The sequence below is a fragment of the Pseudomonas sp. ICMP 8385 genome (assembly GCF_002699915.1).
GTDB classification, from domain to species: Bacteria; Pseudomonadota; Gammaproteobacteria; order Pseudomonadales; family Pseudomonadaceae; genus Aquipseudomonas; species Aquipseudomonas gessardii.
Window position 1 is genome coordinate 142,085 of the sequence record NZ_LKBY01000091.1, and the last position, 22,938, is coordinate 165,022.

The following is a 22,938-nucleotide window of genomic DNA, read 5'->3' on the forward strand; positions in this document are numbered from 1 at the left end:
CTCACAAAGTTATGCGGTTCATGTAGTTGCTGAAGGCCTGCAAGTAGCGCGGGATCGGGATCAGGAAGGCATCGTGGCCCTGCGGTGCGTCGATCTCCAGGTAGCAGACGTCTTTGCGCGCGGCCATCAGCGCATCCACCAGCTCCCGCGAGCGGGCCGGCGAAAAGCGCCAGTCGGTGGTGAACGACATCACGCAGAACTTGGCGCTGGCGCCCTCGAAGGTCTTCGCCAGGTCGTCGTCACAGTTTGCCGCCGGGTCGAAGTAGTCCAAAGCCTTGGTCATCAGCAGGTAGGTATTGGCGTCGAAACGCCCGGAAAACTCCTCGCCCTGGTAACGCAGGTAGCTTTCGACTTGGAATTCGACGCTGTGGAAGTCGTAGTTGAGCTTCTCGCTCTTGAGCCCACGGCCGAATTTTTCGCCCATGGAGTCATCCGACAGGTAGGTGATGTGCCCGACCATCCGCGCCAGCATCAAGCCGCGCTTGGGGATCACCCCGGCTTCCTGGAACGACCCACCGTGGAATTCGGGGTCGGTGAGGATCGCCTGGCGCGCCACTTCGTTGAAGGCGATGTTCTGCGCCGACAACTTGGGGGCCGAGGCGATAGCCAGGCAATGGCGCACGCGGTCGGGGTAGGTGATGGTCCATTGCAGGGCCTGCATGCCGCCCAGGCTACCACCGATCACGGCGGCCCATTGCGGGATGCCCAGCAGGTCGGCCAGGCGCGCCTGGCTGTGCACCCAGTCTTCCACGGTCAGCACCGGGAAGTCGGCGCCAAACGGCTTGCCGGTTTCCGGGTTGAGGCTGCTGGGGCCGGTGGAGCCATTGCAGCCGCCGAGGTTGTTCAGGCTGACCACAAAGAATTTGTTGGTGTCGATGGGCTTGCCGGGGCCGATGCAGCTGTCCCACCAGCCGGGCTTGCGCTCGTCGACGCTGTGGTAGCCAGCGGCGTGGTGATGGCCGGACAGGGCGTGGCAGATCAGCACGGCATTGCTGGCCGTGGCGTTCAACTCGCCGTAGGTTTCATAGATCAGGTCATAGGCCGGCAGCGATCGACCGCAGGCCAGGGCCAGGGGTTCGCTGAAGTGCGCCACTTGGGGCACGACCAGTCCAACAGAATCGGGGGGGAAGGCAGCTGGCATCGACCCTGCTCTCGTTTAAATGAGGCGTAAGTCTAAAGAGAGGGGGGCCTAGCGGCAAGCAAAGGCCTGCATGGATTCACTTCAAGACACAGTTACCAAAATGTGGGAGCTGGCAAGCCAGCTCCCACAGGTCATCTGTGCCAGGCAGGGGGCTGGTCAGATCAGCAAGCGCAGGATGTCCGGCATCATGGTCATGGCCGCCAGGTTGTTGATCACCAGCATGTCCAGGAGCTTGAGCACCATGAACGCAAGGATCGGCGAGATATCCAGGCCACCCAGGTTCGGCAGGATCTTGCGAAACGGCGCCAATGCCGGCTCGCAGATCTGGTTGACCAGCTCGGCGCCAGGGTTATGGCTGCCCGGTGCGACCCAGGACAGGATCACGCTGATAATCAGGGCAAAGAAGAAGATCTTCAGGAACAGCGCGGTCACGCCAATCACGGCCCAGACCAGCAGTTGCAGGAAGTTGCCCATGGTGCCGTAGGTCAGCAGCAGCGTCAGGGCCATCAGCGCCAGTTGGACCAGGATCGCCAGCACCAGCGACGACATGTCCAGGCCGAACAGGCTCGGGATCACCCGGCGCAACGGCTTGAGCAACGGCTGGGTGGCCTTCACTGCGAATTGGCAGAGCGGGTTGTAGAAGTTGGCGCGTACCAGTTGCAACACAAAACGCAACAGCACGATCAGCAGATAGAGGCTGCCGAGGGTTTGCAGCACGTAGACGGCTGCGGTGTTCAAACCAATCATATTGGCTCCTTATTGACCCAGTTGTTCGGCAAGTTCCGCCGAGCGGTGCGCGGCGGCACCCAGTGCTTTTTCGACCAGGGCTTCAAAGCCCCCGGCCTGGAATGATTCGATGGCAGCCTGTGTGGTGCCATTGGGCGAGGTCACGCGGCGACGCAACTCAGCCGCGTCCACATCGCTGGACACCACCATATGCGCGGCGCCGAGGGCGGTCTGCTGGGTCAGTTGCTCGGCGATTTCCCGAGGCAGGCCCAGTTTCACGCCGGCGGCGGTCATGGCTTCGACCAGCAGGAAGAAATACGCCGGGCCACTGCCGGACACCGCCGTGACGGCGTCCAGTTGCTGTTCTTCGTCCAGCCACAGGGCCAGGCCCACGGCAGACAACAGCGCCTGGGCCTGCTCACGTTGCGCGGCGCTCACTTGGGCGGTGGCATACAGGCCGCTGACACCCTGGCGCAGCAGCGATGGCGTGTTGGGCATGCAGCGCACGATGGGCTGGGCGCCGAGCCAGGCGTTCAGGCTGGCGCAGTTGATGCCGGCGGCAATCGACACCACCAGTTGCTGCGGCGCCAGGCTTGGGCGCAGTGCTTGGCACACGGCCTTCATGGCCTGTGGCTTGACCGCCAGCACGATCACGTCGGCGCCCTGGATGGCCTCGGCGTTGTCGGCAAAGGTTTGGATACCGTGCTCGGCGCTCACTCGGGTGCGGGTCTCGGCGCCCGGATCGCTGGCGCGAATCCGCGAGGCTTCCAGGCCCTTGGCCCGCAGGCCGCCGATCAGGCTGGCCGCCATGTTACCGGCGCCGATAAAGGCTATACGCGTGCTGCTCATGACAGGTCCTTACTCAGATGGAAGTCAGCGATTTTCATGGCTGGCCGTAGTCGCGGGCACCAAACAGGGCGGTCCCGATCCGCACCCAGGTGGCCCCTTGGGCAATGGCCGACTCAAGGTCATGGCTCATGCCCATGGACAGTGTGTCGAGCCCAAGGTCCAGGCCCGCCTGCAAGTCACGCACGGCGGCAAACGCCGCATCCTGCGCCGCACGGTCGTCGGTGGGCTCGGGGATCGCCATCAGGCCCCGCAGCGTCAAGCGGGGCAGGGCCTGGATCGCCGTGGCCAGCGCCGGCAAGTCGGCGGGCGTACAGCCGGATTTGCTGGCTTCGCCACTGACATTGACCTGAATGCAGATATTGAGCGGCGGCAGGTCGGCCGGGCGTTGCTCGGACAGGCGTTGGGCAATTTTCAGGCGGTCCACGGAGTGCACCCAGGCGAAGTTCTCGGCGATAGCGCGCGTCTTGTTCGATTGAATGGGGCCGATAAAGTGCCAACTCAAGGGCAAGTCGGTTAAATCGGCCTGTTTGCCGAGGGCTTCCTGTAAGTAGTTCTCGCCAAAGTCGCGCATTCCGGCGGCATAGGCTTCGCGCACGGCTTGCGCGGGTTTGGTCTTGCTCACGGCCAGCAAGTGCACGCTGGTTTCATTGCGTTGCACGGCCCGGGCTGCGGCACGGATTCGCTCGGTAACCAGGCCGATATTGTCTGCTATGTTCGACATTAAAGTTGCGCCCGCGGATATGGAGTCCGCGGCATTCTACTGGAAATGGATAGCCCTATGGACATCACTGAACTGCTGGCGGCAAGCGTCAGCCAGGGCGCCTCCGACCTGCATCTATCGGCAGGGCTGGCGCCGAGGATGCGCGTCGATGGCGAAGTACTGCCACTGGATTGGCCGGTACTGAGCGCTACGCAAGTAGCGGACTTGCTCAGCCCGATCCTCAATCAACATCAACAAAAGGATTTCGAAACATCTCTTGAAACGGATTTTTCCTTCGAGTTGCCTGGCGTCGCGCGCTTTCGCGCCAATGTGTTCCAGCAGCATCGGGGGATGGGTGCGGTGTTTCGCGTGATCCCCACCCGGGTCCAGAGCCTGGAAACCCTGGGGCTGGGCGATATATTCCGGCGCATCGCCGAGCTGCCCAGGGGGCTGGTGCTGGTGACCGGCGCCACGGGCTCGGGCAAGTCCACCACCCTGGCGGCGATGGTCGATTACCTCAACAACACCCGCCAGCAACACATCCTGACCCTTGAGGATCCCATCGAGTTTGTCCATGAGCCGCGCAAGGCGTTGATCAGCCAGCGCCAGGTGTATCGCGATACCCACAGCTTTCCGACGGCCCTGCGTTCGGCGCTGCGCGAGGACCCGGATGTGATCCTGGTCGGCGAATTGCGCGACCTGGACACCATCCGCCTGGCCCTGACGGCGGCAGAAACCGGGCACCTGGTGTTTGGCACCCTGCACACCAGTTCGGCGGCGAAAACCGTGGATCGGCTGGTGGATGTGTTCCCGGCGGGGGAAAAGGCCATGATCCGCTCGATGCTCTCGCAATCGCTGCAGGCGGTGGTGTCCCAGGTGTTGTTGAAGAAGGTGGGCGGCGGGCGCGTGGCGGCCCATGAAATCATGCTCGGCACACCGGCGATCCGTAACCTGATCCGCGAGGACAAGGTGGCGCAGTTGTACTCGGCAATCCAGACGGGTGGGGCGTTGGGGATGAAAACGTTGGATATGAGCTTGAAGGGGTTGGTCGGTCAGGGGCTGATTAATCGCGAAGAGGCGCGGGGGCAGGCGCGGGTACCAGCAGATATATAGGATGTGGGAGCTGGCTTGCCTGCGATGCAGGCAACCCGGTGTGTCAGTCACACTGAGGTGATGCTATCGCAGGCAAGCCAGCTCCCACACAAGCCAGCATTCGCATTTGCATTCGCTGTCAGCGTTGCACAAGCTGCAGGTTGCTCTGCTCTTTAGGCAGCACGCGCTTGGCAATCACGTAGTTCTTGTTCCAGAACGGCTTTTTCAGGGTGTCGATGCTGACCGACTTGCCACGGCGCGGTGCGTGGATAAAACGGTCGTTGCCCAGGTAAATGGCTACATGGTTGACCTGGCGGCTCTTGAGCTTGAAGAACAACAGGTCGCCAGGCTTCAGGTCTTTGCGATCAACCTTTTGCCCGTGGCCGCTGGCCATGGCATTGGAGGTGCGTGGCAAATCCACTGCGGCCACATCATTGAAGGCGTATTTCACCAGGCCGCTGCAATCAAAGCCTTTACTTGGGCTGCTACCGCCCCAACGATAAGGAGTGCCGAGCACGTTGACCGCACGGCTCAAGACTTTGCTGCTTTGCTGGTTATTGCTCGCTACCAGGCCGGGAACTGCTTTAACGTTGGACTTGCCCGGTTGAGTCGGGCGCTTGACCGTGAGTTTTACCGATTTGGCGGAGCTGGTAGTGGCGTGGGCTTTAGGGGTGAAACCATTAACGTTCGGAAGTCGTTGCTCACGATTGGTGGCGTGGGCGGCCAGTGGCATTAATAGGCAAATGGTTAGCCATGTCTTTAAAAATGGTCGCATTAGGCAGGCTCTTGTTGGTTTGCGCGCAACTTTATAACAGCTTTTAGTGTCTTTCTCAGGCCGTTTGTCGACTGAACCTTGACGTCAAAATCAGGAAATCCGCGACGAACTGTCGCAATTGTCCTACACAAGTCAGGCGGCATAAGGCTTTGAGGGAAGCGACGATAGCATTTGCCGTACGTCGGGTGCCTGTAAAAAAGTCACAAAGAAACCAGAAATATTTATCTATCGAGGCAAAAGAGGTTATTCATGAACACCTATCGACAGGATGTTTCGCAACAGGACACCCATAGCAAGGTGATCGGTTACCTGCTCTGGATCTTCGGTTTTACCGGGGCGCACCGCTTCTATTACGGCAAGCCGGTGACCGGGACGATCTGGTTCTTTACCTTCGGGTTGCTGGGGATTGGCTGGCTGATCGACCTGTTTTTGATCCCGGCAATGGACCGCGAAGCCGACCTGCGCTTTACCGCCGGGCCCATTGAATACAACGTGGCCTGGATTCTTCTGACGTTTCTTGGGGTGTTTGGCTTGCACCGCATGTACCAGGGCAAATGGCTCACCGGCCTGTTGTACCTGGTGACGGGTGGCTTGTTCCTGGTGGGTGTGCTGTATGACTTCTGGACACTGAATACGCAGGTTTCGATTCGCAATGCCGAGCGGTTGGGCGGTCGGTAAGCATAGCTAGGTTCATGTGGGAGCTGGCTTGCCTGCGATGCGGGCACCTCGGTATGTCAGTGACACTGAGGTGATGCAATCGCAGGCAAGCCAGCTCCCACACAAGCCTGTTCCCACTCTTTAGCGGATCAGGCCTGGTAGCTGATCCGCCCATCCACCAGGGTGTAGCGCACGGTCGCCGGCAAACTATGGCCGATGAACGGGCAGTTCTCACCCCGAGACAGCCACTGCTCGCCCGCCACGGTGGAGCTGGCCGGATCAAACAGCACCAGGTCCGCCGCCGCACCCACCGCCAGCTTGCCCGCCGGTAGGCGTAGCGCCTCGGCCGGGCCTGAGCCCAGGCGTGCCAGCAGTGTTGGCAGGTCCAGCAACCCATCCTCCACCAGGGTCATTGCCAGTGGCAGCAGCAGCTCGACGCTGCTGATCCCAGGCTCTGTCGCGCCAAACGGTGCCAGCTTGGCATCCCGTTCGTGGGGCTGGTGGTGGCTGGAGATTGCCGACACCACCCCGGATTTCACCGCCGCACGCAAACCGTCACGGTCGGCGCGGGTGCGCAGTGGCGGTTGTACGTGGTACAGGCTGGAGAAGTCGATCAGCGCCTCATCGGTCAGGATCAACTGGTACAACGCCACATCGGCGGTCACCGGCAACCCACGGGCCTGGGCCTGGGCAATCAGGGCCACGCCGCGGGCGCTGGTCAGTTGGCTGAAGTGCGCGCGTACGCCGCTTTGTTCCACCAGCAGCAGGTCACGGGCCAGGGCTACGGTTTCTGCGGTTTCCGGGATGCCTGCTAGGCCGAGGAAACTGGCGGTGGGGCCTTCGTGGGCCAGGCCGCCTTCGGCCAGGTCGTGGTCCTGGGAGTGGAAGATCACCGTCAGGTCGAAGGTGGCCGCGTATTCCAGGGCACGGCACAGGGTGCGGGTGCTGCGAAAACTCTCCAGGCCATTGCCGAAGGCCACGCAACCGGCGTCGCGCAGGGCAATCAGTTCGGCCAGTTGCTCGCCATCCAGGCCTTTGCTCAGGGCGCCAATGGGGAACACTTTGCAATTGCCGGCCTCGCGGGCGCGGTCGAGGATCAGCTCGGCCACGGCCGAGGTGTCCAGCACCGGTTTGGTCTGCGGTGGGCAGCACAGGCTGGTGACACCGCCAGCCGCCGCGGCGCGGGTTTCGCTGGCGATGCTGCCTTTGCGGCTGTAGCCCGGCTCGCGCAGGGCGACGTTCAGGTCCACCAGGCCGGGCGCGGCCACCAGGCCTTTGGCGTCGATGCTTTGAACCGGGCTGAAACCGCTGGGGGCGCCGCCGATGGCAATGATCTTGCCGGCTTCCAGGTGCAGATCAGTGACTTGATCCAGGCCGCTGGCCGGATCGATGACTCGGGCGCCGAGAATGCTGAGCTTCACTGGGCGTTCTCCTGCTCGAATTGACGTTGGGCCGTTTGCCCGCTCATGGCCATGGACAGCACGGCCATGCGTACGGCGATACCGTAGGTGACCTGGTTGAGAATCACCGAATGCGGCCCGTCGGCCACCGCCGACTCAATCTCCACCCCCCGGTTGATCGGGCCGGGGTGCATGACAATCGCATCCGGCTTGGCGCCGGCCAGGCGCGCGGTGGTCAGGCCGAACAGGCGGTAGAACTCGCCTTCGCTGGGCAGCAGGCCACCGGCCATGCGCTCGCGTTGCAGGCGCAGCATGATCACCACGTCGACATCCTTCAGGCCCTCGGCCATGTCGGTGTAGACCTTCACCCCGTATTGCTCGATGCCTACCGGCAGCAGGGTTTTTGGCGCGATCACGCGGATATCCGGGCAGCCCAGGGTTTTTAGGGCCAGCATGTTCGAGCGCGCTACCCGCGAATGCAGGATATCGCCGACGATGGCCACCGAGAGGTTTTCAAAGCCGCCCTTGTGCCGGCGGATGGTAAGCATGTCGAGCATGCCCTGGGTCGGGTGGGCGTGGCGGCCATCGCCGCCGTTGATGATCGCCACCTGCGGGCACACGTGCTCGGCGATAAAGTGCGCCGCGCCCGAGTCGCCATGGCGCACCACGAACATATCGGCGGCCATGGCCTCCAGGTTGCGCAGGGTGTCGAGCAGGGTTTCGCCCTTGCTCGCCGATGAGGTGGAGACGTTCAGGGTGATCACGTCGGCTGACAGGCGCTGGGCCGCCAGCTCGAAGGTGGTGCGGGTGCGCGTCGAGTTCTCGAAGAACACGTTGCAAATGGTTTTGCCGCGCAGCAGCGGGACTTTTTTCACCGCCCGGCCGCCGACTTCAAGGAACGAGTCGGCCGTGTCGAGGATTTCGGTGAGCAATTCGCGGGGCAGGCCGTCGAGGGACAGGAAGTGTTGCAGCTGGCCCTGAGCGTTGAGCTGCAGCGGGCGCTTGGCATCTAGAGGCGTCATCGCGGGGACTCTTTACAAGGCGGTTTAAAGGGCGAGGTCTTGCAGTTCGAGTTCGAGCGGCGTGGGACCGGACAATTTTACCCGCTGTTGGGCTGAAAGCGACAGGGTGGCACCCACCACATCCGGGCTGATCGGCAGTTCGCCCGCCTCAAGGTCGAGCAAACAGACCAGGGTGATGCTGGCCGGGCGGCCGTAGTCGAACAGCTCGTTCATGGCGGCACGGATGGTGCGGCCGCTCATCAGCACGTCATCGATCAGCACCAGATGCTGGCCTTCGATCTCGAAGGGCAGGGCAGATGGGCGCACTTGCGGGTGCAGGCCGTTCTGGCTGAAGTCATCGCGGTAGAAGGACACGTCCAGGGTGCCCAGGGGCGAGTCACTGCCCAGCTCTTGCAGCAACGCCTGGGCGACCCACACGCCACCGGTGCGGATGCCGATGAAACGCGGCTCGCTGATGGCGCGCTGTTGCAGGTGGGTCGTGAGGCTCGTCGCCATCTGACGGATCAGTTCGGCGGGATTGGGCAGGCTCATGGTGGCTCCTTCAGGGGCTTGGGCAGCGTGGTGCCGACAAAGTCCGGGCTCAAACGTAAGAAGACGCGGCAAGCCGCGTCAGTCAGGATTCAAATAAAGCGGTGTTTTCATCCAGCCAGCCCTGCAGCAGCAAGGCGGCGGCAATGGCGTCGACCGGGTTGTCGCGGTAGCTGCCTTTTTGCCCGCCACGGTCGCGACGCTCACCCTTGGCCTCGAAGGTGGTCAGGCGTTCATCGTGGGTATAGAAGGGCAGGTTGTAGCGGCCATTGAGGCGGCGGGCGAACTTTTCGGCGCGCAGGCACATGTCGCTGGGGGTGCCGTCCATGTTCAGCGGCAGGCCGACCACTACCGCGTCGGGCTTCCATTCCTTGATCAGGGCTTCGACCTGATTCCAGTCCGGGATGCCGTTCTGCGCCTTCAAGGTACACAGCTCGCGGGCCTGGCCGGTGATGACCTGGCCCACGGCCACGCCGATCTGTTTGGTGCCGTAGTCAAACCCGAGGATCAGTCGCAAGGCCATCAGGCGTGCCCCGCCTGGCTGGTCAGCAGGTTGAGGTTGACCCCCAACTGCTTGGCCGCGGCGTTAAGACGCAGCTCGCTGGCGGTATTGAACAGAATGTCGGCATCGAACGGGCAAGTCAGCCACGCGTTGTTGGCCAGCTCTTCTTCCAGTTGCCCGGCGTCCCAGCCCGCGTAGCCCAGGGTAATCAGGCTCTGCTGCGGGCCGACGCCATCGGCGATGGCAAATAGCACGTCCTGGGAGGTGGACAGGGACACGCCCTCCAGGTCGACAGTGGCCTGGAACGTCGGGCCGCTGGGATGCAGTACGAAGCCCCGGTCAGTCTGCACCGGGCCGCCGAAATAGATCGGCACCGCCTGGCAACTGGCCGGTGGCTCGATCTCCGGGCGCAGTTGCTCAAGGATATCCGCCAGGTTCAGGTCCTGCGGGCGGTTGACCACCAGCCCCATGGCGCCATTGGCCGTGTGCTCGACGATATAGGTCAAGGTGTGCGCAAAGTTCGGGTCGGCCATATGGGGCATGGCGATCAGGAATTGGTGCTTGAGGTAAGTCGGGCTGACATTTTTCATGTCCGCTAGTGTGGCGTTGGAGGGGCGAACTGACAAGCTGGGGATGTGTAGGAATACGGTTAGCGGATATGTTCCCCATGTAGGAGCGAGGGCGCGGGTCAGTTGCTGGAAAGCCGGTCGCCCTTGGCAAAACGCCAGGTGCGGATGATTTCCAGGCGGTCGATATCGGCCAGGTCGCCAGTAAACGGGGCAAACGGGGCGGCCAGGCGCACGATGCGTTGCGCCGCCTGGTCCAGCAACGGCTGGCCGGACGACTCCAGCACCAACACTTCATACAGGGAGCCGTCGCGGTTGATCGACACCAGCAGGCGCAAATTGCCGTAGATCTGCTGGCGCCGGGCCTCGTCCGGGTAGTTCAGGTTGCCGATGCGCTCGACCTTCTTGCGCCATTCGTCCTTATACCAGGCGCCTTTGTCGCGCATGGTGGAGGCGGCGTTGAGCCGGTAGATGCGCGGACGCTTGGCGTACAGCTGTTGCTCGTTGGCCAGTTCGGCCTCCAGGCTGGAGATTTCGCTGGAAAGCTGCGAGCTGTCAAATGTGGGGGCGGGTTTGCTTGGCGCGGGCTCAGTCTTCACGGCTTCGCGCTGGGTCACGGCCTTCTGGGGTTTTGGCGCGACGGTGGCGACGGCGGCCTTGGGCGCGGCCTGCTTGACCTCGGGCCTGGCCACTGGGGGCGGGGTGACCTTATTGATCTTGTTGTCCTGGAAGGGCGCCACTTCGGTGGTCTTGGGCACTGCCTTTTTATCCAGGGTGCCGCTGCCCTGCTGATTGTCCTGCGCCAGAAAGTCGGCTTTTTCGGGCTTTTTCTCACTTTTGAAGGTGGCGAGGGTGATTTCCAGGGTTTTGCTGATTTGCTGGGGTTCGACGAAGGTGAAGCCCAGGCCGAGGATCAACGCCAAGTGAATCAGCGCTGCCAGGAACAGGGTAAACCCGAGCCGATCAGCCGGGCGTACGCTGCTGTGGCGGAATTCGGGGGGCAGGTCGGACGGAAGCGTCATAACAGGAAAACCAACATCGCGCGTTTCACAGGTGGCGCATGATAGCGCAATGTTGGTTTACATCCGGCTGTTCTATGTCACTTGGCTTGTAGCTTGTCGGCAATCGCCGCCATGAGCATTTCGCCGATATTGGTGCCGAACGCGTTGTCTATTTCGCGGATACAGGTGGGACTGGTCACGTTGATTTCGGTCAGGTGCTCGCCAATTACGTCAAGGCCTACAAACAGCAGGCCTTTTTCCCGCAGGGTCGGGCCAACCTGGGCGGCGATCCAGCGGTCCTTGTCGCTCAGCGGGCGGGCTTCGCCACGGCCACCGGCCGCGAGGTTGCCACGGGTCTCGCCGGCCGCCGGGATACGCGCCAGGCAGTAGTCCACCGGCTCGCCGTCGATCATCAGGATGCGCTTGTCGCCGTCCTTGATCGCCGGCAAGTAGGCCTGGCCCATGATCTGCTGGGTGCCCAGGGCGGTCAGGGTCTCCAGGATCACCGACAGGTTCGGGTCGCCCGCACGGTGACGGAAGATCGAGGTGCCGCCCATGCCGTCCAGCGGCTTGAGGATCACATCGCCGTGCTTGGCGGCAAATTCACGCAGCACGTCGGCGCGGCGGCTGACCACGGTGGGCGGCGTGCACTGTGGGAACAGCGTGGCGAACAGCTTTTCGTTGCAGTCGCGCAGGCTCTGCGGCTTGTTGACGATCAGCACGCCGGCGCGCTCGGCCTGCTCCAGCAGGTAGGTGGAGTAGACGAACTCCATGTCGAACGGCGGATCCTTGCGCATCAGGATCACGTCCAGGTCGCTCAAGGGGCTGTCGACCTCGTCTTGCAGCTCGAACCACTTCTCTGGGTTGGCGAATACCTGCAAGGGGCGCATCCGCGCCCGCGCCTCGCCGTCGCCCTGGTACAGGTCGCGCTGTTCCATATAGAACAAGGTCCAGCCACGGGCCTGGGCGGCCAGCAGCATGGCCAGGGAGCTGTCCTTTTTATAGGAGATGCTGGCGATAGGGTCCATGACAATGCCGACGCGAACGCTCATGGGGAATTCCTCTAGCAAATAAGGGCGCATAAAAGTGGCGTCAGAGTGGCGCTGTGGCTGTTGTGGGTCAAGGAAAAACCACCTTGCCGGTCGGCCGATAGATTGCCTCCCCAGTCTGTGCTAAAAAGGCTGCCATGGCGTGTCGGCCCTTGCACGGCAAGGGTTTTGGCGCTCGTCCCAGGCAGTGCCCGGCAGTACACACCGAAAACCGATTCGCTGTGGCGATGGTAGAGCAGATATGGAACAGCATTCCAACGCCTTGAAAGTGATGGTGATCGACGACTCGAAGACGATTCGCCGCACCGCTGAAACGCTGTTGAAGAACGTAGGGTGCGACGTCATCACGGCCATCGACGGTTTTGATGCCCTGGCCAGGATCGTTGACCATCACCCGCACATTATCTTTGTCGACATCATGATGCCGCGCCTGGATGGCTATCAGACCTGCGCCCTGGTCAAGAACAACCCGGCGTTCAAGGCCATCCCGGTGATCATGCTGTCGTCCAGGGACGGTCTGTTCGACAAGGCCAAGGGGCGCATTGTCGGCGTCGATCAATTTTTGACCAAGCCTTTCAGCAAGGAAGAACTGCTGAGTGCGATCAAGGCCTATGTGCCGGGTTTCGCCGCAGTAGAACAAGCACATTGACCCAGCCCCCGGGGCTTGCGTCGACCAATGTAGTGGGGAAAACCATGGCACGTGTTCTGATCGTCGACGATTCGCCGACTGAAATGTACAAACTGACCGGCATGCTGGAAAAGCACGGCCACCAGGTCCTCAAGGCCGAGAATGGCGCCGATGGCGTGGCCCTGGCCCGCCAGGAAAAGCCCGATGCCGTCCTGATGGATATCGTCATGCCCGGCCTCAATGGCTTCCAGGCCACGCGCCAGTTGTCCAAGGAGCCCGAAACCAACGGTATCCCGATCATCATCGTCACCACCAAGGACCAGGAAACCGACAAGATCTGGGGCGCACGCCAGGGCGCCAAGGCGTACCTGACCAAGCCGGTGGAAGAAGACAAGCTGATCGAAGTCCTGAACTCGGTGCTCAAGCCCTGACGGCACGTTCCCATGACCGAGTCGCAAACCGCCTTTGAGCTGCTGCTGGACATCGACCGCCGCTGCCGTCTGCTGGCCGCTGATTTGCCGTCCCAGGAAACCCGCTCGCACAGTTGGAGCGGCATCGGCTTTCGCCTGGGCGGGCATTGGTATGTGGCGCCCATGGGCGAAGTCGCCGAAGTGCTGCACGAGCCGCGCTGCACCCTGATGCCCGGGGTCAAGCCCTGGGTCAGGGGCGTGGCCAACCTGCGCGGGCGCTTGCTGCCGGTGATCAACCTGTGTGGGTTCTTCGGCTATGAGCTGTCGGCGGCGCGCAAGCAGCGCCGGGTGCTGGTGATCGAGCACGAAGACACCTTCGTCGGCTTGCTGGTGGATGAGGTGGTCGGCCTGCAGCACTTCGCCCAGGACCAGCTGCGCCCGGTATCGGCCAGCGTGCCCGCGGCCAGCGCCGCGTTTATCCAAGGCCAGTTCAGCGGCGACCCGCCGTGGCAGGTCTTCAGCCCCTTCGCCCTGGCTCAGGCCCCGGGCTTTCTGGATGTTGCCGCATGAGCACCGCCACGCCCGTCAAACCGCAGGAAGCCTCCCGTAGCCGTTCGCAGATCATCGTGCTGTTTATCGCGCTGATCATCTTCATCATGCTGCTGTTCGCCAACTTCGCGTACCTCAACACCCAGTCCACCTACGACAAGCAGTACATCGGCCACGCCGGCGAGCTGCGGGTGCTGTCCCAGCGCATTGCCAAGAACGCCACCGAGGCCGCCGCCGGCAAGGCCGCCGCGTTCAAGCTGCTGAGCGAGGCGCGCAATGATTTTGCCCAGCGCTGGAGCTACCTGAAAAAAGGCGACCCGGCCACCGGCCTGCCCGCCGCGCCCAGCGCGGTGCGTAGCGAAATGCGTGCGGTGCAGCATGACTGGGAAGCCTTGCTCAAGAACACCGACGTGATCCTGGCCAGCGAGCAGACGGTGCTGTCCCTGCATCAAGTGGCGGCGACCCTGGCCGAAACCGTGCCGCAATTGCAGCTGGAGTCGGAGAAAGTCGTCGAGATCCTGCTGCAACGCGGCGCACCCGCCAGCCAGGTGGCAGTGGCCCAGCGTCAGTCGTTGTTGGCCGAGCGTATCCTGGGGGCGGTCAATACCGTGCTGGCGGGGGATGACACGGCGGTCAAGGCTGCCGACGCCTTTGGCCGCGATGCCAACCGCTTTGGCCAGGTCCTGGCCGGCATGCTCCAGGGCAGCGCTGGCTTGACGATCAGCGAGGTGCAAGACCCGGACGCCCGCGCGCGCCTGGCGGAGATTGCCGAGCTGTTCGAGTTTGTCTCCGGCTCCGTGGATGAGATTCTCGAAACCTCACCGCAACTGTTCCAGGTGCGCGCCTCGGCGAGCCATATCTTCAGCCTGTCGCAAACCCTGCTCGATGAAGCCTCGCACCTGGCCACCGGTTTTGAAAACCTGGCCGGCGGGCGCACCCTCGACACCATCGGCGGCTATGTCCTGGGCTTGCTGGCGCTGGCGTCAATCATCCTGATCGGCCTGGTGATGGTGCGCGAGACCAATCGCCAGTTGCGCGAAACCGCCGAGAAAAACGAACGCAACCAGAACGCGATCATGCGCTTGCTCGACGAGATCGAAGACCTGGCCGACGGCGACCTCACCGTGACCGCCTCGGTGACCGAAGACTTTACCGGCACCATCGCCGACTCCATCAACTATTCGGTGGACCAGTTGCGCGACCTGGTGGCGACCATCAACCTGACTGCCGGTGAAGTGGCCGGCGCCGTACAGGAGACCCAGGCCACCGCCATGCACCTGGCTCAGGCCTCGGAGCACCAGGCCCAGCAGATCGCCGAAGCCTCGACGGCGATCAACCAGATGGCGCAGTCCATCGACCAGGTTTCGGCCAACGCCGCCGAGTCTTCGGCGGTGGCCGAGCGCTCGGTGGAAATCGCCAACAAGGGCAACGAGGTGGTGCACAACACCATCCACGGCATGGATAACATCCGCGAGCAGATCCAGGACACTGCCAAGCGCATCAAGCGCCTGGGGGAGTCGTCCCAGGAAATTGGCGATATTGTCAGCCTGATCGACGACATTGCCGAGCAGACCAACATCCTGGCCCTCAACGCGGCGATCCAGGCGAGCATGGCCGGTGATGCCGGGCGCGGGTTTGCGGTGGTGGCCGACGAAGTGCAGCGCCTGGCCGAACGCTCATCGGCCGCCACCCGGCAGATCGAGAACCTGGTGCGGGCGATCCAGACCGACACCAACGAAGCCGTGATCTCCATGGAGCAGACCACCACCGAAGTGGTGCGCGGCGCACGCCTGGCCCAGGACGCCGGGGTGGCCCTGGAAGAAATCGAAGGGGTGTCCAAGACCCTGGCCGCGCTGATCCAGAGCATCTCCAACGCCGCGCAGCAGCAAACCTCGTCGGCGGGGCAGATCTCCCTGACCATGAACGTGATCCAGCAGATCACCAGCCAGACCTCATCGGGCTCCACGGCCACCGCCGAGAGCATTGGCAACCTGGCCAAAATGGCCAGCCAGTTGCGCCGCTCGGTATCGGGCTTCACCTTGCCGGCCGTGCGCAAGACCAATGAATGACATGCCCCCCCAAAACCTGCACAAACCCCCTGTGGGAGCTGGCTTGCCTGCGATAGCGGTGGGGCAGTCGCAATGTATATCGACTGCCCCACCGCTATCGCAGGCAAGCCAGCTCCCACCTTTCCATTGCGGTGTTAACTCACTCGGGAGTCGTTATGGTTGACCGGCACGACTACGTCGCCCTCGAATGGGTCAAGGGCGAGATCGCCGAAACCCTGAAGCAGGCCCGTGCGGCGCTGGACGCCTTTGCCGACGACGCCCGCGAGCAAGCCCTGGCGCAGTGCCTGGAAGGCATTCACCAGGTCCATGGCGCCCTGCAAATGGTCGAATTCTACGGCGCGGCACTGCTCGCAGAAGAAATGGAGCACCTGGCCCAGGCCCTGCAGGCCGGGCAGGTCAGCCAGCGCGAAGAAGTCATCCGCCTGCTGCAACAGGCCCTCGGGCAACTGCCGTTGTACCTGGAGCGTGTGCACAGCGCGCGGCGCGACCTGCCCCTGGTGGTGTTGCCGCTGCTCAACGACCTGCGCAGCGTGCATGGCAAAAGCCTGCTCTCGGAAACCAGCCTGTTCAGCCCGCAACTGCTGGTGATCGCACCGCTGCCCGAGGACGCCCTGGCCCAACGAGCGCCGGCCGATTTTGCCGAGCAACTGCAGCAATGGCGGCAAATGCTGCAACAGGGCTTGGCCGGGCTACTGCGTGAAGACCACGGCCCGAGCAACCTCGAAGACATGGCGCGGGTCTTCGCGCAACTGGAAGCGCTGTGCCATGGCGCGCCGTTGCTGGCGTTGTGGCAAGTCACCTCGGCACTGGCCGAAGGCATGCTCACCGGCGTCATCGCCAATAGCCCGGCGTTGCGCAGCCTGCTCAAGAGCTGCGACAAGGTGCTCAAGCGCCTGCAAATCCAGGGCATCGAGGGGATCAATACCCCGGCGCCGGACCAGTTGCTCAAGAGCCTGCTGTTCTACATCGCCAAAGTCACCCGGCCGACGCCGCGCATGCAAAGCCTCAAGGAACGCTACGGCCTGGATGAAGCCTTGCCCGACAGCACCGTGGTCGATGCCGAGCGCGCGCGCCTGGCCGGGCCGGACCGCAACGCCATGGGCTCGGTGCTCGGTGCGTTGTGTGAGGAGTTGGTGCGGGTCAAGGAGCGCCTGGACCTGTTTGTGCGCAGCGACCGCCAGCACATCGGCGGCCTGGACAGCCTGCTGGCGCCGTTGCGGCAGATCGCCGATACCCTGGCAGTATTGGGGTTTGGCCAGCCGCGCAAAGTGATCATCGACCAGTTGGCGGTGGTCCAGGGCCTGGCCCAGGGGCAGCGCGAGCCCAATGATGCGGTGTTGATGGATGTGGCCGGGGCGTTGCTGTATGTCGAAGCGACCCTGGCCGGGATGGTCGGCACCGTCGAACCGCAAAACCGTGAAGACAGCCGCCTGCCCACCACCGACCTGACCCAGATCCACCAATTGGTGATCAAGGAGTCATGCCAATGCCTCAAGCAAGCGCGAGAGCTGGTGATTGACTGCCTTGAGGCGCAATGGGATACGCAGCGCCTGGAGTCCCTGCCGCAATTGCTGACCCAGGTGCGTGGCGCCCTGGCGATGATCCCGCTGCCGCGCGCGGCGAGCCTGGTGCGGGGCTTCAAGATTTACGTCGATGAACAGTGGATGGGCCATGACACCGCGCCGCCGGCGGCGCAGCTGGAGCATTGCGCCGATGTGCTCACCAGCCTGGAACACTACCTGGAGCGCATGCTGCAGGACCCGGATGCACCGGGCGAGCGGGTGTTGGATATCGCTTTTGAAGGGCTCGCGGCGCTAGGTTATGCGCCAGTGCCCGCGCAGCAAGCCTGGCGCCAGGAACCCTCGGCACCGCACGATGAATTGCCGGTCGATTCCCAGACCCTGGCGCAGGCCCTGGCCAGCCCGACCCCACGTCTCAACCCACCGGCCCTGCAACGCCCGGGCAGCCTGCTGCCGCCGCCGGCTGACGAAGAGCCGGTGGACGATGAACTGCGCGAAGTGTTCCTGGAAGAAACCGCCGAAGTGCTGGACGTATTGCAGCGCCGGGTGCCCCAAGGCGCCACCAGCCTGCAAGACAAGACCGCCCTGAGCGATATGCGCCGCGCCTTCCATACCCTCAAGGGCAGCGGGCGCATGGTGCGTGCCCTGGTGCTGGCGGAACTGGCGTGGGCCGTGGAAAACCTGCTCAACCGCGTGCTGGAGCGGGTGGTCGCGCCGGGCGCCGAGGTCCAGGCGGTGCTGGATGACGTGCTGGTGCTGCTGCCGGCCTTGATCGCCGAATTCGCCGCCGACACCCAGCGCCAGCGCGATGATGTCGACCACCTTGCCGCACGTGCCCATGCCCTGGCCAGTGGCGCGTCGTTACCGCCGGCCGCGGCCCAGGATGACAGCGCGCTTGACCCGCTGCTGCTGGAGATCTTCCGCAACGAAGCGCTGAGCCACCTGGACAGCCTCAATCGCTTTTTGCACCAGGCCACCAAACAGATACCGCTGCCGGTCAGCGATGAACTGCAACGTGCCCTGCATACCCTCAAGGGCAGTGCCTACATGGCGGGCGTCTTGCCCATCGCCGAACTGGCGCGGCCGCTGGACCACCTGACCCGCGAGTACAAGGCCCATCGCCTGGCCCTGGACCTGGAGGAAATCGACCTGCTGCTGGAGGGCGAAGCCCTGTTCCAGCGCGGCCTGCGCCAGTTGGACAATGACCCCCTGGCGCCCATCGACGGCGCGCCGTCCTTGATCGAGCGCACCCAGGCGCGTCTCGACAGCCAGCTCGAAGCCTTCCTCAATGCGCCGAGCACGGGTCTGCGGGTCAAGCGCGATCCACAGTTGATCAGCAACTTCCTGGCCCAGGGCATGGACATCCTGCTCGACGCCGAAAGCCTCTTGCGCCGCTGGCAGCAACACCCGGGCGAGCGCCAGGAACTCAGTGCGTTGCTGGATGAACTGACCACCCTGGGCGAGGGCGCGCACCTGGCCGACCTGCACCCGATGGATGAGCTGTGCGAAGCCTTGCTTGACCTGTATGGCGCGGTGGAAGAGAGCAGCCTGGCGGTCGGCGAGCGATTTTTCCAGGAGGCCGAACAGGCCCATGAAGCCCTGATCAACATGCTCGACCAACTGGCTGCCGGCCAGGAAGTCAGCCCGGCGCCGGCGCGCATGAGGGCCTTGCGCGAGTTGCTCGATGAAGGGCTCGACCCCAGCGCCACCGGCCTGATCAAGACCGATGGCAGCCGCGCCCTGAGCATTGCCGAACTGGGCACGGCCACCACGCAGTTGCAACAGGACTGGGCGGTGGACGATGAGATTGTCGAGATCTTCCTTGAGGAAGCAGTGGATATCCTCGACAGCGCCGGGCAGGCCCTCAAGCGCTGGTTGCTGGAGCCCGACAGTGTGGCGCCACTGTCGTCCCTGCAACGCGACCTGCACACCCTGCGCGGGGGCGCGCGCATGGCCGAAATCGGCCCGGTGGGCGATCTGGCCCAGGAACTGGAAAGCCTTTACGAGGGCCTGGTGGACCGGCGCTACAGCTACTCCGGTGAAATAGCGCAAGTGTTGATGGACAGCCACGAACACCTGGCCTTGCAGTTGGAGCAGTTGCAAGAGCAGCAACCGTTGAGCGACTCCAGCACCCTGATCAGCCGCTTGCGCGAAGTGCGCCAGAACGCCGTGCCCCTGGCGGCGCCTGCGCCGCCCGAGGTGCAGGGGGCCGGCAGTGATCCCGAGCTGCTGGATATCTTCCTTGAAGAAGCCGCCGACATCCTCGACAGCTCTGGCGCCGCGCTGTTGCGCTGGCAGGCCGAGCCCCAGGGCCGCCAGGAAGTCGAGACCCTGCTGCGCGACCTGCACACCCTCAAGGGCGGCGCGCGCATGGTCGAGATCGGCCCGATCGGCGACCTGGCCCATGAGCTGGAGTTTCTCTACGAAGGCTTGTCGGCGGGCTTGTTGGCGCCCACCAGCGAACTGTTTGCGCTGCTACAGGGCTGTCACGACCGCCTGGCGCAGATGGTCGAGGCGGTGGCGGCGGGGTTGCCGGTCGGTTCGGTGGAGCGCCTGATCGAGCGCATCAAAAGCCTGGTCCAGCCTAGCGAAGAGCAGGCCGCACCGGTCGCCATGGCCACCGGCAAACCCGAAGCCCCGGCCGCCAGCGAGCCGGGCGCGGACATGGTGAAGATCTCTGCCGAGCTGCTGGATGACCTGGTCAACCTTGCCGGCGAAACCTCGATTTTCCGTGGGCGCATCGAGCAGCAGGTCAACGATGCCCGCGCCGCCCTCAGCGAGGTGGAAACCACCATCGAGCGCATGCGCGACCAACTGCGGCGCCTCGATACCGAAACCCAGGGGCGCATCCTCAGCCGCCAGCACGCCGAGACCGAGCGCCTGGGCTACGAAGAATTCGACCCGCTGGAAATGGATCGCCATTCCCAGTTGCAACAGCTGTCCCGCGCGTTGTCCGAGTCGGCCTCGGACCTGTTGGACCTCAAGGAAACCCTCGACCAGCGCAACCAGGACGCGCAAAACCTGTTGCAGCAACAGGCGCGAATCAACACCGAGCTGCAAGAAGGCCTGATGCGCACGCGCATGGTGCCCTTCGAGCGCATGCTGCCGCGCCTCAAGCGTATCGTGCGGCAAGTAGCCGGTGAGCTGGGCAAGGATGTGGAATTCGTGGTCGGCAATGCCGAGGGCGAGATGGACCGCAACGTGCTGGAGCGCATGGCCGCGCCCCTGGAACATATGCTGCGCAACGCCGTCGACCACGGCCTGGAATCGCGGGATGCACGGCTGTTGGCGGGCAAGCCGGAGAAAGGTCGGATCACCCTGGACCTGAGCCACGAAGGCGGCGACATCATCTTCGACATGCGCGACGACGGCGCCGGCGTGCCATTGGATGCGGTGCGGCGTAAGGCGATCAAGCGTGGCCTGTTGGACCCGGCTACGGAGATCAGCGACCGCGACGTGTTGCAGTTCATCTTGCAGCCGGGTTTTTCCACCGCCGAAAAAATCACCCAGATCTCCGGGCGCGGCGTGGGCATGGACGTGGTGCATGAAGAAGTGCGCCAGTTGGGCGGCAGCATGGTGATCGACTCCATGCCGGGGCTGGGCGTGCACTTTCGCATTCGCCTGCCGTTTACCGTGTCGGTCAACCGGGCATTGATGGTGCAGTGTTTTGATGACCAATACGCGATTCCGCTGAACACCATCCAGGGTCTGGTGCGCGTATTGCCCAACGAGCTGGAAGGGCATTACCAACTGGATCCGCCGGTGTATGAATACGCCGGTCAGCGCTACGAGTTGTATTACCTGGGCGAGCTGCTGCACACCGTGGCCCGGCCCAAGCTGCTGGGGCAAAACCAGCCGCTGCCGGTGCTGCTGATGCAGTGCAACGACCGGCATATTGCGGTGCAGGTGGACGACATGGCCGGCACCCGGGAAATCGTGGTCAAGGGCTTGGGCCCGCAGTTTGCGGCGGTGCAGGGGCTGTCGGGGGCGACCATCCTCGGCGATGGCCGCGTGGTGTTGATCATCGACCTGCTGGCGCATATCCGCGCCCTGGCCCCGGCCTTGCCGGCCCAAGCGGCGGACACGGCATTGGCGGTCAACGAACCGCAGAAAAAACAGCGGTTGCTGGTGCTGGTGGTGGACGACTCGGTGACCGTGCGCAAAGTCACCAGCCGCCTGCTGGAACGCAACGGCATGAACGTGCTGACCGCCAAGGACGGCATCGACGCCATCACCTTGCTGGAAGAACACACCCCCGACCTGATGTTGCTGGATATCGAAATGCCGCGCATGGATGGCTTTGAAGTGGCGATCCAGGTGCGCAACGACCCACGGCTTGCGCGCCTGCCGATCATCATGATCACTTCGCGCACCGGCCAGAAACACCGCGACCGGGCCATGGCGATTGGCGTCAACGACTACCTTGGCAAGCCCTATCAAGAGTCGGTGTTGCTCGAAAGCATCGCCTACTGGAGCCCGAAACATGCTTGACCACCGCACCAGCCAACTCACCGGCTTGCTGCTGCCCTTGGCCGATCGTCACCTGCTGCTGCCCAACGTGGCGGTGGCCGAACTGATCGACTTCCAGCGCGGCGAACCGGCCAGCGACGCCCCGCCGTGGTACCTGCGGCCCGTGACCTGGCGCGACCAGCAACTGCCCCTGATCAGCTTTGAAGCCGCCTGCGGTGGCACCAGCGTTGTCAGCGAACGTGCACGGATCGTCGTGCTCAACGCCCTGGGCGGGCGGCCGACGTTGAAATTTATCGCGCTGGTGATCCAGGGCATTCCCCGCTCGTACAAGCTCGACAGCCAGTTGAGCTATGTGGACGTCCCCCTGTCGCCGCTGGAACTGGCGGCGGTACAGGTCGGCGAGCATGTGGCGAAAGTGCCGGACCTGATGGGGCTGGAAGCGCTACTGGTCGAGGCTGGGTTGGCCTGAACACCCGTACTCAGCACCTCTGAAAACCCAATGTGGGAGCTGGCTTGTGTGGGAGCTGGCTTGCCTGCGATAGCATCCCCTCGGTTTAACTGACACACCGAAGCGTCTGTATCGCAGGCAAGCTCCCATATTGGATTGCGCTTGGCGCCAAACCTTACTTAATCTGCGCAAAACGCTCAATGACCGGTTGTTCACGGTGCTCTGCTTGCCAAAGATCGTAGGTACTTTGCATCGACAACCATAACCGCGCTTTGCTGATGCCTGCCCGCTCCAACCTCACGGCAAGGTCTGGGCTGACTGGCGCGTGACCATGCAGGATCCTGGAGAATGTTTCCCTGGCAAAGCCGAGCCGCCGGGCCATTTCGGTAATGGTGATGCCCAAGCTGGGCATCACATCCTCAAGCAGGATTTCGCCGGGATGTGGCGGGTTGTGCATACCCATGTACGTGCCCCTGTTCAATGGTAGTCAAGGTAATCAACCAGTTCGACGTGATCATCAAGCATACGAAAAATGATGCGCCAGTTACCGCTAATGCTGACGGAGCAGTAGTCGAGCAGATCGCCTTTGAGTCGATGAAAACGCCATCCTGGGAGATTCAATTCGCCCGGGTGTCCTGCGCTATCCAGAATCAGCAGCACACGACGCAAGCGTTTCGCATGACCCGCGTTGATGCCTTTGGTTGATCCTGTTTCATAAAAGCTCTGGAGCCCCTTGTGTTTCCAACTGACGATCATGGATGGATTGTGATGTGAGACATCACGCTCTGCAATGGCCTTGTATCGGGTTTTAGGGTCAGATTCATAATGTTCTGCTG

The 22,938-nt window shown here is 63.1% G+C and carries 22 protein-coding genes; 8 read left to right on the forward strand and 14 right to left on the reverse strand.

Annotated features, from left to right (window positions below; genetic code table 11):
* Position 1: 1 nt before the first annotated feature.
* The 4 genes from metX to AO268_RS10365 form a co-directional block, all read right to left on the reverse strand.
* On the reverse strand, positions 2–1,141 hold the full coding sequence (metX, locus tag AO268_RS10350; protein ID WP_099168618.1) for a homoserine O-succinyltransferase MetX: 1,140 nt from the start codon (positions 1,139–1,141) through the stop codon (positions 2–4).
* Between the two features lie 156 nt (positions 1,142–1,297).
* The gene (locus AO268_RS10355) at positions 1,298–1,888 is read right to left on the reverse strand and encodes a YggT family protein (protein ID WP_038444147.1); all 591 of its coding nucleotides are present in this window, start codon (positions 1,886–1,888) and stop codon (positions 1,298–1,300) included.
* A gap of 9 nt (positions 1,889–1,897) precedes the next feature.
* Complete coding sequence (proC, locus tag AO268_RS10360) at positions 1,898–2,716, reverse strand: pyrroline-5-carboxylate reductase (protein ID WP_099168619.1); 819 nt, start codon at positions 2,714–2,716, stop codon at positions 1,898–1,900.
* 34 nt (positions 2,717–2,750) lie between these two features.
* Complete coding sequence (locus AO268_RS10365) at positions 2,751–3,437, reverse strand: YggS family pyridoxal phosphate-dependent enzyme (protein WP_099168620.1); 687 nt, start codon at positions 3,435–3,437, stop codon at positions 2,751–2,753.
* Between the two features lie 57 nt (positions 3,438–3,494).
* Between AO268_RS10365 and AO268_RS10370 the strand changes: the two genes are divergently transcribed.
* Positions 3,495–4,529, forward strand: a complete 1,035-nt coding sequence (locus tag AO268_RS10370) for a type IV pilus twitching motility protein PilT (RefSeq protein WP_076963161.1) — start codon at positions 3,495–3,497, stop codon at positions 4,527–4,529.
* Positions 4,530–4,647: 118 nt separating this feature from the next.
* Here AO268_RS10370 and AO268_RS10375 read toward each other — a convergent pair whose 3' ends face one another.
* Positions 4,648–5,283: a C40 family peptidase gene (locus tag AO268_RS10375; protein ID WP_076963162.1), complete on the reverse strand. Its 636-nt coding sequence runs from the start codon at positions 5,281–5,283 to the stop codon at positions 4,648–4,650.
* A gap of 249 nt (positions 5,284–5,532) precedes the next feature.
* Between AO268_RS10375 and AO268_RS10380 the strand changes: the two genes are divergently transcribed.
* The gene (locus tag AO268_RS10380; RefSeq protein ID WP_057440372.1) at positions 5,533–5,961 is read left to right on the forward strand and encodes an NINE protein; all 429 of its coding nucleotides are present in this window, start codon (positions 5,533–5,535) and stop codon (positions 5,959–5,961) included.
* A gap of 128 nt (positions 5,962–6,089) precedes the next feature.
* Here AO268_RS10380 and AO268_RS10385 read toward each other — a convergent pair whose 3' ends face one another.
* From AO268_RS10385 to gshB, 7 genes are all read right to left on the reverse strand, one after another.
* The gene (locus AO268_RS10385) at positions 6,090–7,361 is read right to left on the reverse strand and encodes a dihydroorotase (protein ID WP_099168621.1); all 1,272 of its coding nucleotides are present in this window, start codon (positions 7,359–7,361) and stop codon (positions 6,090–6,092) included.
* Entirely contained in the window at positions 7,358–8,362 is a 1,005-nt protein-coding gene (locus AO268_RS10390) for an aspartate carbamoyltransferase catalytic subunit (protein ID WP_038444135.1), read from the reverse strand. Before AO268_RS10390 ends, AO268_RS10385 begins: the two co-directional genes overlap by 4 nt.
* Positions 8,363–8,386: 24 nt before the next feature.
* Positions 8,387–8,893, reverse strand: a complete 507-nt coding sequence (gene pyrR / locus AO268_RS10395; RefSeq protein ID WP_076963165.1) for a bifunctional pyr operon transcriptional regulator/uracil phosphoribosyltransferase PyrR — start codon at positions 8,891–8,893, stop codon at positions 8,387–8,389.
* Between the two features lie 82 nt (positions 8,894–8,975).
* Positions 8,976–9,413, reverse strand: coding sequence for a Holliday junction resolvase RuvX (gene ruvX / locus AO268_RS10400; RefSeq protein WP_005792259.1), 438 nt, complete (start codon positions 9,411–9,413; stop codon positions 8,976–8,978).
* The gene (locus AO268_RS10405) at positions 9,413–9,982 is read right to left on the reverse strand and encodes a YqgE/AlgH family protein (RefSeq protein WP_076963166.1); all 570 of its coding nucleotides are present in this window, start codon (positions 9,980–9,982) and stop codon (positions 9,413–9,415) included. Before AO268_RS10405 ends, ruvX begins: the two co-directional genes overlap by 1 nt.
* Before the next feature lie 98 nt (positions 9,983–10,080).
* Positions 10,081–10,980, reverse strand: a complete 900-nt coding sequence (locus tag AO268_RS10410; protein WP_099168622.1) for an energy transducer TonB — start codon at positions 10,978–10,980, stop codon at positions 10,081–10,083.
* Between the two features lie 77 nt (positions 10,981–11,057).
* Positions 11,058–12,011 carry a glutathione synthase gene (gene gshB, locus AO268_RS10415; protein WP_076963168.1) on the reverse strand — a complete coding sequence of 318 codons (954 nt, stop codon included), beginning with the start codon at positions 12,009–12,011 and terminating at the stop codon, positions 11,058–11,060.
* Between the two features lie 238 nt (positions 12,012–12,249).
* Here gshB and pilG point away from each other — a divergent pair, with 238 nt between their 5' ends.
* The 6 genes from pilG to AO268_RS10445 all read left to right on the forward strand — a co-directional run bounded on the left by pilG (position 12,250) and on the right by AO268_RS10445 (position 22,123).
* Complete coding sequence (pilG, locus tag AO268_RS10420) at positions 12,250–12,657, forward strand: twitching motility response regulator PilG (protein ID WP_076963169.1); 408 nt, start codon at positions 12,250–12,252, stop codon at positions 12,655–12,657.
* Positions 12,658–12,701: 44 nt separating this feature from the next.
* Entirely contained in the window at positions 12,702–13,067 is a 366-nt protein-coding gene (gene pilH, locus AO268_RS10425; protein WP_029300454.1) for a twitching motility response regulator PilH, read from the forward strand.
* A 12-nt stretch (positions 13,068–13,079) separates the two neighbouring features.
* The gene (locus AO268_RS10430) at positions 13,080–13,616 is read left to right on the forward strand and encodes a chemotaxis protein CheW (protein ID WP_099168623.1); all 537 of its coding nucleotides are present in this window, start codon (positions 13,080–13,082) and stop codon (positions 13,614–13,616) included.
* Positions 13,613–15,664, forward strand: coding sequence for a methyl-accepting chemotaxis protein (locus AO268_RS10435; RefSeq protein ID WP_076963171.1), 2,052 nt, complete (start codon positions 13,613–13,615; stop codon positions 15,662–15,664). Before AO268_RS10430 ends, AO268_RS10435 begins: the two co-directional genes overlap by 4 nt.
* A gap of 155 nt (positions 15,665–15,819) precedes the next feature.
* Entirely contained in the window at positions 15,820–21,675 is a 5,856-nt protein-coding gene (locus AO268_RS10440) for an Hpt domain-containing protein (protein WP_099168624.1), read from the forward strand.
* Positions 21,668–22,123 carry a chemotaxis protein CheW gene (locus tag AO268_RS10445; protein ID WP_057440365.1) on the forward strand — a complete coding sequence of 152 codons (456 nt, stop codon included), beginning with the start codon at positions 21,668–21,670 and terminating at the stop codon, positions 22,121–22,123. Before AO268_RS10440 ends, AO268_RS10445 begins: the two co-directional genes overlap by 8 nt.
* 154 nt (positions 22,124–22,277) lie before the next feature.
* On the opposite strand, the gene AO268_RS10450 is transcribed toward AO268_RS10445, so the two are convergent.
* Together AO268_RS10450 and AO268_RS10455 are read right to left on the reverse strand one after the other, a co-directional pair.
* Positions 22,278–22,565: a HigA family addiction module antitoxin gene (locus AO268_RS10450; protein WP_099168625.1), complete on the reverse strand. Its 288-nt coding sequence runs from the start codon at positions 22,563–22,565 to the stop codon at positions 22,278–22,280.
* Positions 22,566–22,579: 14 nt separating this feature from the next.
* Complete coding sequence (locus AO268_RS10455; protein WP_076963173.1) at positions 22,580–22,858, reverse strand: type II toxin-antitoxin system RelE/ParE family toxin; 279 nt, start codon at positions 22,856–22,858, stop codon at positions 22,580–22,582.
* Positions 22,859–22,938 lie beyond the last annotated feature (80 nt).

What these genes read in the sequence shown, in the direction of transcription:
- metX (WP_099168618.1), bottom strand. Translation starts at nt 1,141, where the DNA reads ATGCCAGCTGCCTTCCCCCCCGATTCTGTTGGACTGGTCGTGCCCCAA.
- AO268_RS10355 (WP_038444147.1), bottom strand. Translation starts at nt 1,888, where the DNA reads ATGATTGGTTTGAACACCGCAGCCGTCTACGTGCTGCAAACCCTCGGC.
- proC (WP_099168619.1), bottom strand. Translation starts at nt 2,716, where the DNA reads ATGAGCAGCACGCGTATAGCCTTTATCGGCGCCGGTAACATGGCGGCC.
- AO268_RS10365 (WP_099168620.1), bottom strand. Translation starts at nt 3,437, where the DNA reads ATGTCGAACATAGCAGACAATATCGGCCTGGTTACCGAGCGAATCCGT.
- AO268_RS10370 (WP_076963161.1), top strand. Translation starts at nt 3,495, where the DNA reads ATGGACATCACTGAACTGCTGGCGGCAAGCGTCAGCCAGGGCGCCTCC.
- AO268_RS10375 (WP_076963162.1), bottom strand. Translation starts at nt 5,283, where the DNA reads ATGCGACCATTTTTAAAGACATGGCTAACCATTTGCCTATTAATGCCA.
- AO268_RS10380 (WP_057440372.1), top strand. Translation starts at nt 5,533, where the DNA reads ATGAACACCTATCGACAGGATGTTTCGCAACAGGACACCCATAGCAAG.
- AO268_RS10390 (WP_038444135.1), bottom strand. Translation starts at nt 8,362, where the DNA reads ATGACGCCTCTAGATGCCAAGCGCCCGCTGCAGCTCAACGCTCAGGGC.
- pyrR (WP_076963165.1), bottom strand. Translation starts at nt 8,893, where the DNA reads ATGAGCCTGCCCAATCCCGCCGAACTGATCCGTCAGATGGCGACGAGC.
- ruvX (WP_005792259.1), bottom strand. Translation starts at nt 9,413, where the DNA reads ATGGCCTTGCGACTGATCCTCGGGTTTGACTACGGCACCAAACAGATC.
- AO268_RS10405 (WP_076963166.1), bottom strand. Translation starts at nt 9,982, where the DNA reads ATGAAAAATGTCAGCCCGACTTACCTCAAGCACCAATTCCTGATCGCC.
- AO268_RS10410 (WP_099168622.1), bottom strand. Translation starts at nt 10,980, where the DNA reads ATGACGCTTCCGTCCGACCTGCCCCCCGAATTCCGCCACAGCAGCGTA.
- gshB (WP_076963168.1), bottom strand. Translation starts at nt 12,011, where the DNA reads ATGAGCGTTCGCGTCGGCATTGTCATGGACCCTATCGCCAGCATCTCC.
- pilG (WP_076963169.1), top strand. Translation starts at nt 12,250, where the DNA reads ATGGAACAGCATTCCAACGCCTTGAAAGTGATGGTGATCGACGACTCG.
- pilH (WP_029300454.1), top strand. Translation starts at nt 12,702, where the DNA reads ATGGCACGTGTTCTGATCGTCGACGATTCGCCGACTGAAATGTACAAA.
- AO268_RS10430 (WP_099168623.1), top strand. Translation starts at nt 13,080, where the DNA reads ATGACCGAGTCGCAAACCGCCTTTGAGCTGCTGCTGGACATCGACCGC.
- AO268_RS10435 (WP_076963171.1), top strand. Translation starts at nt 13,613, where the DNA reads ATGAGCACCGCCACGCCCGTCAAACCGCAGGAAGCCTCCCGTAGCCGT.
- AO268_RS10440 (WP_099168624.1), top strand. Translation starts at nt 15,820, where the DNA reads ATGGTTGACCGGCACGACTACGTCGCCCTCGAATGGGTCAAGGGCGAG.
- AO268_RS10445 (WP_057440365.1), top strand. Translation starts at nt 21,668, where the DNA reads ATGCTTGACCACCGCACCAGCCAACTCACCGGCTTGCTGCTGCCCTTG.
- AO268_RS10450 (WP_099168625.1), bottom strand. Translation starts at nt 22,565, where the DNA reads ATGGGTATGCACAACCCGCCACATCCCGGCGAAATCCTGCTTGAGGAT.
- AO268_RS10455 (WP_076963173.1), bottom strand. Translation starts at nt 22,858, where the DNA reads ATGATCGTCAGTTGGAAACACAAGGGGCTCCAGAGCTTTTATGAAACA.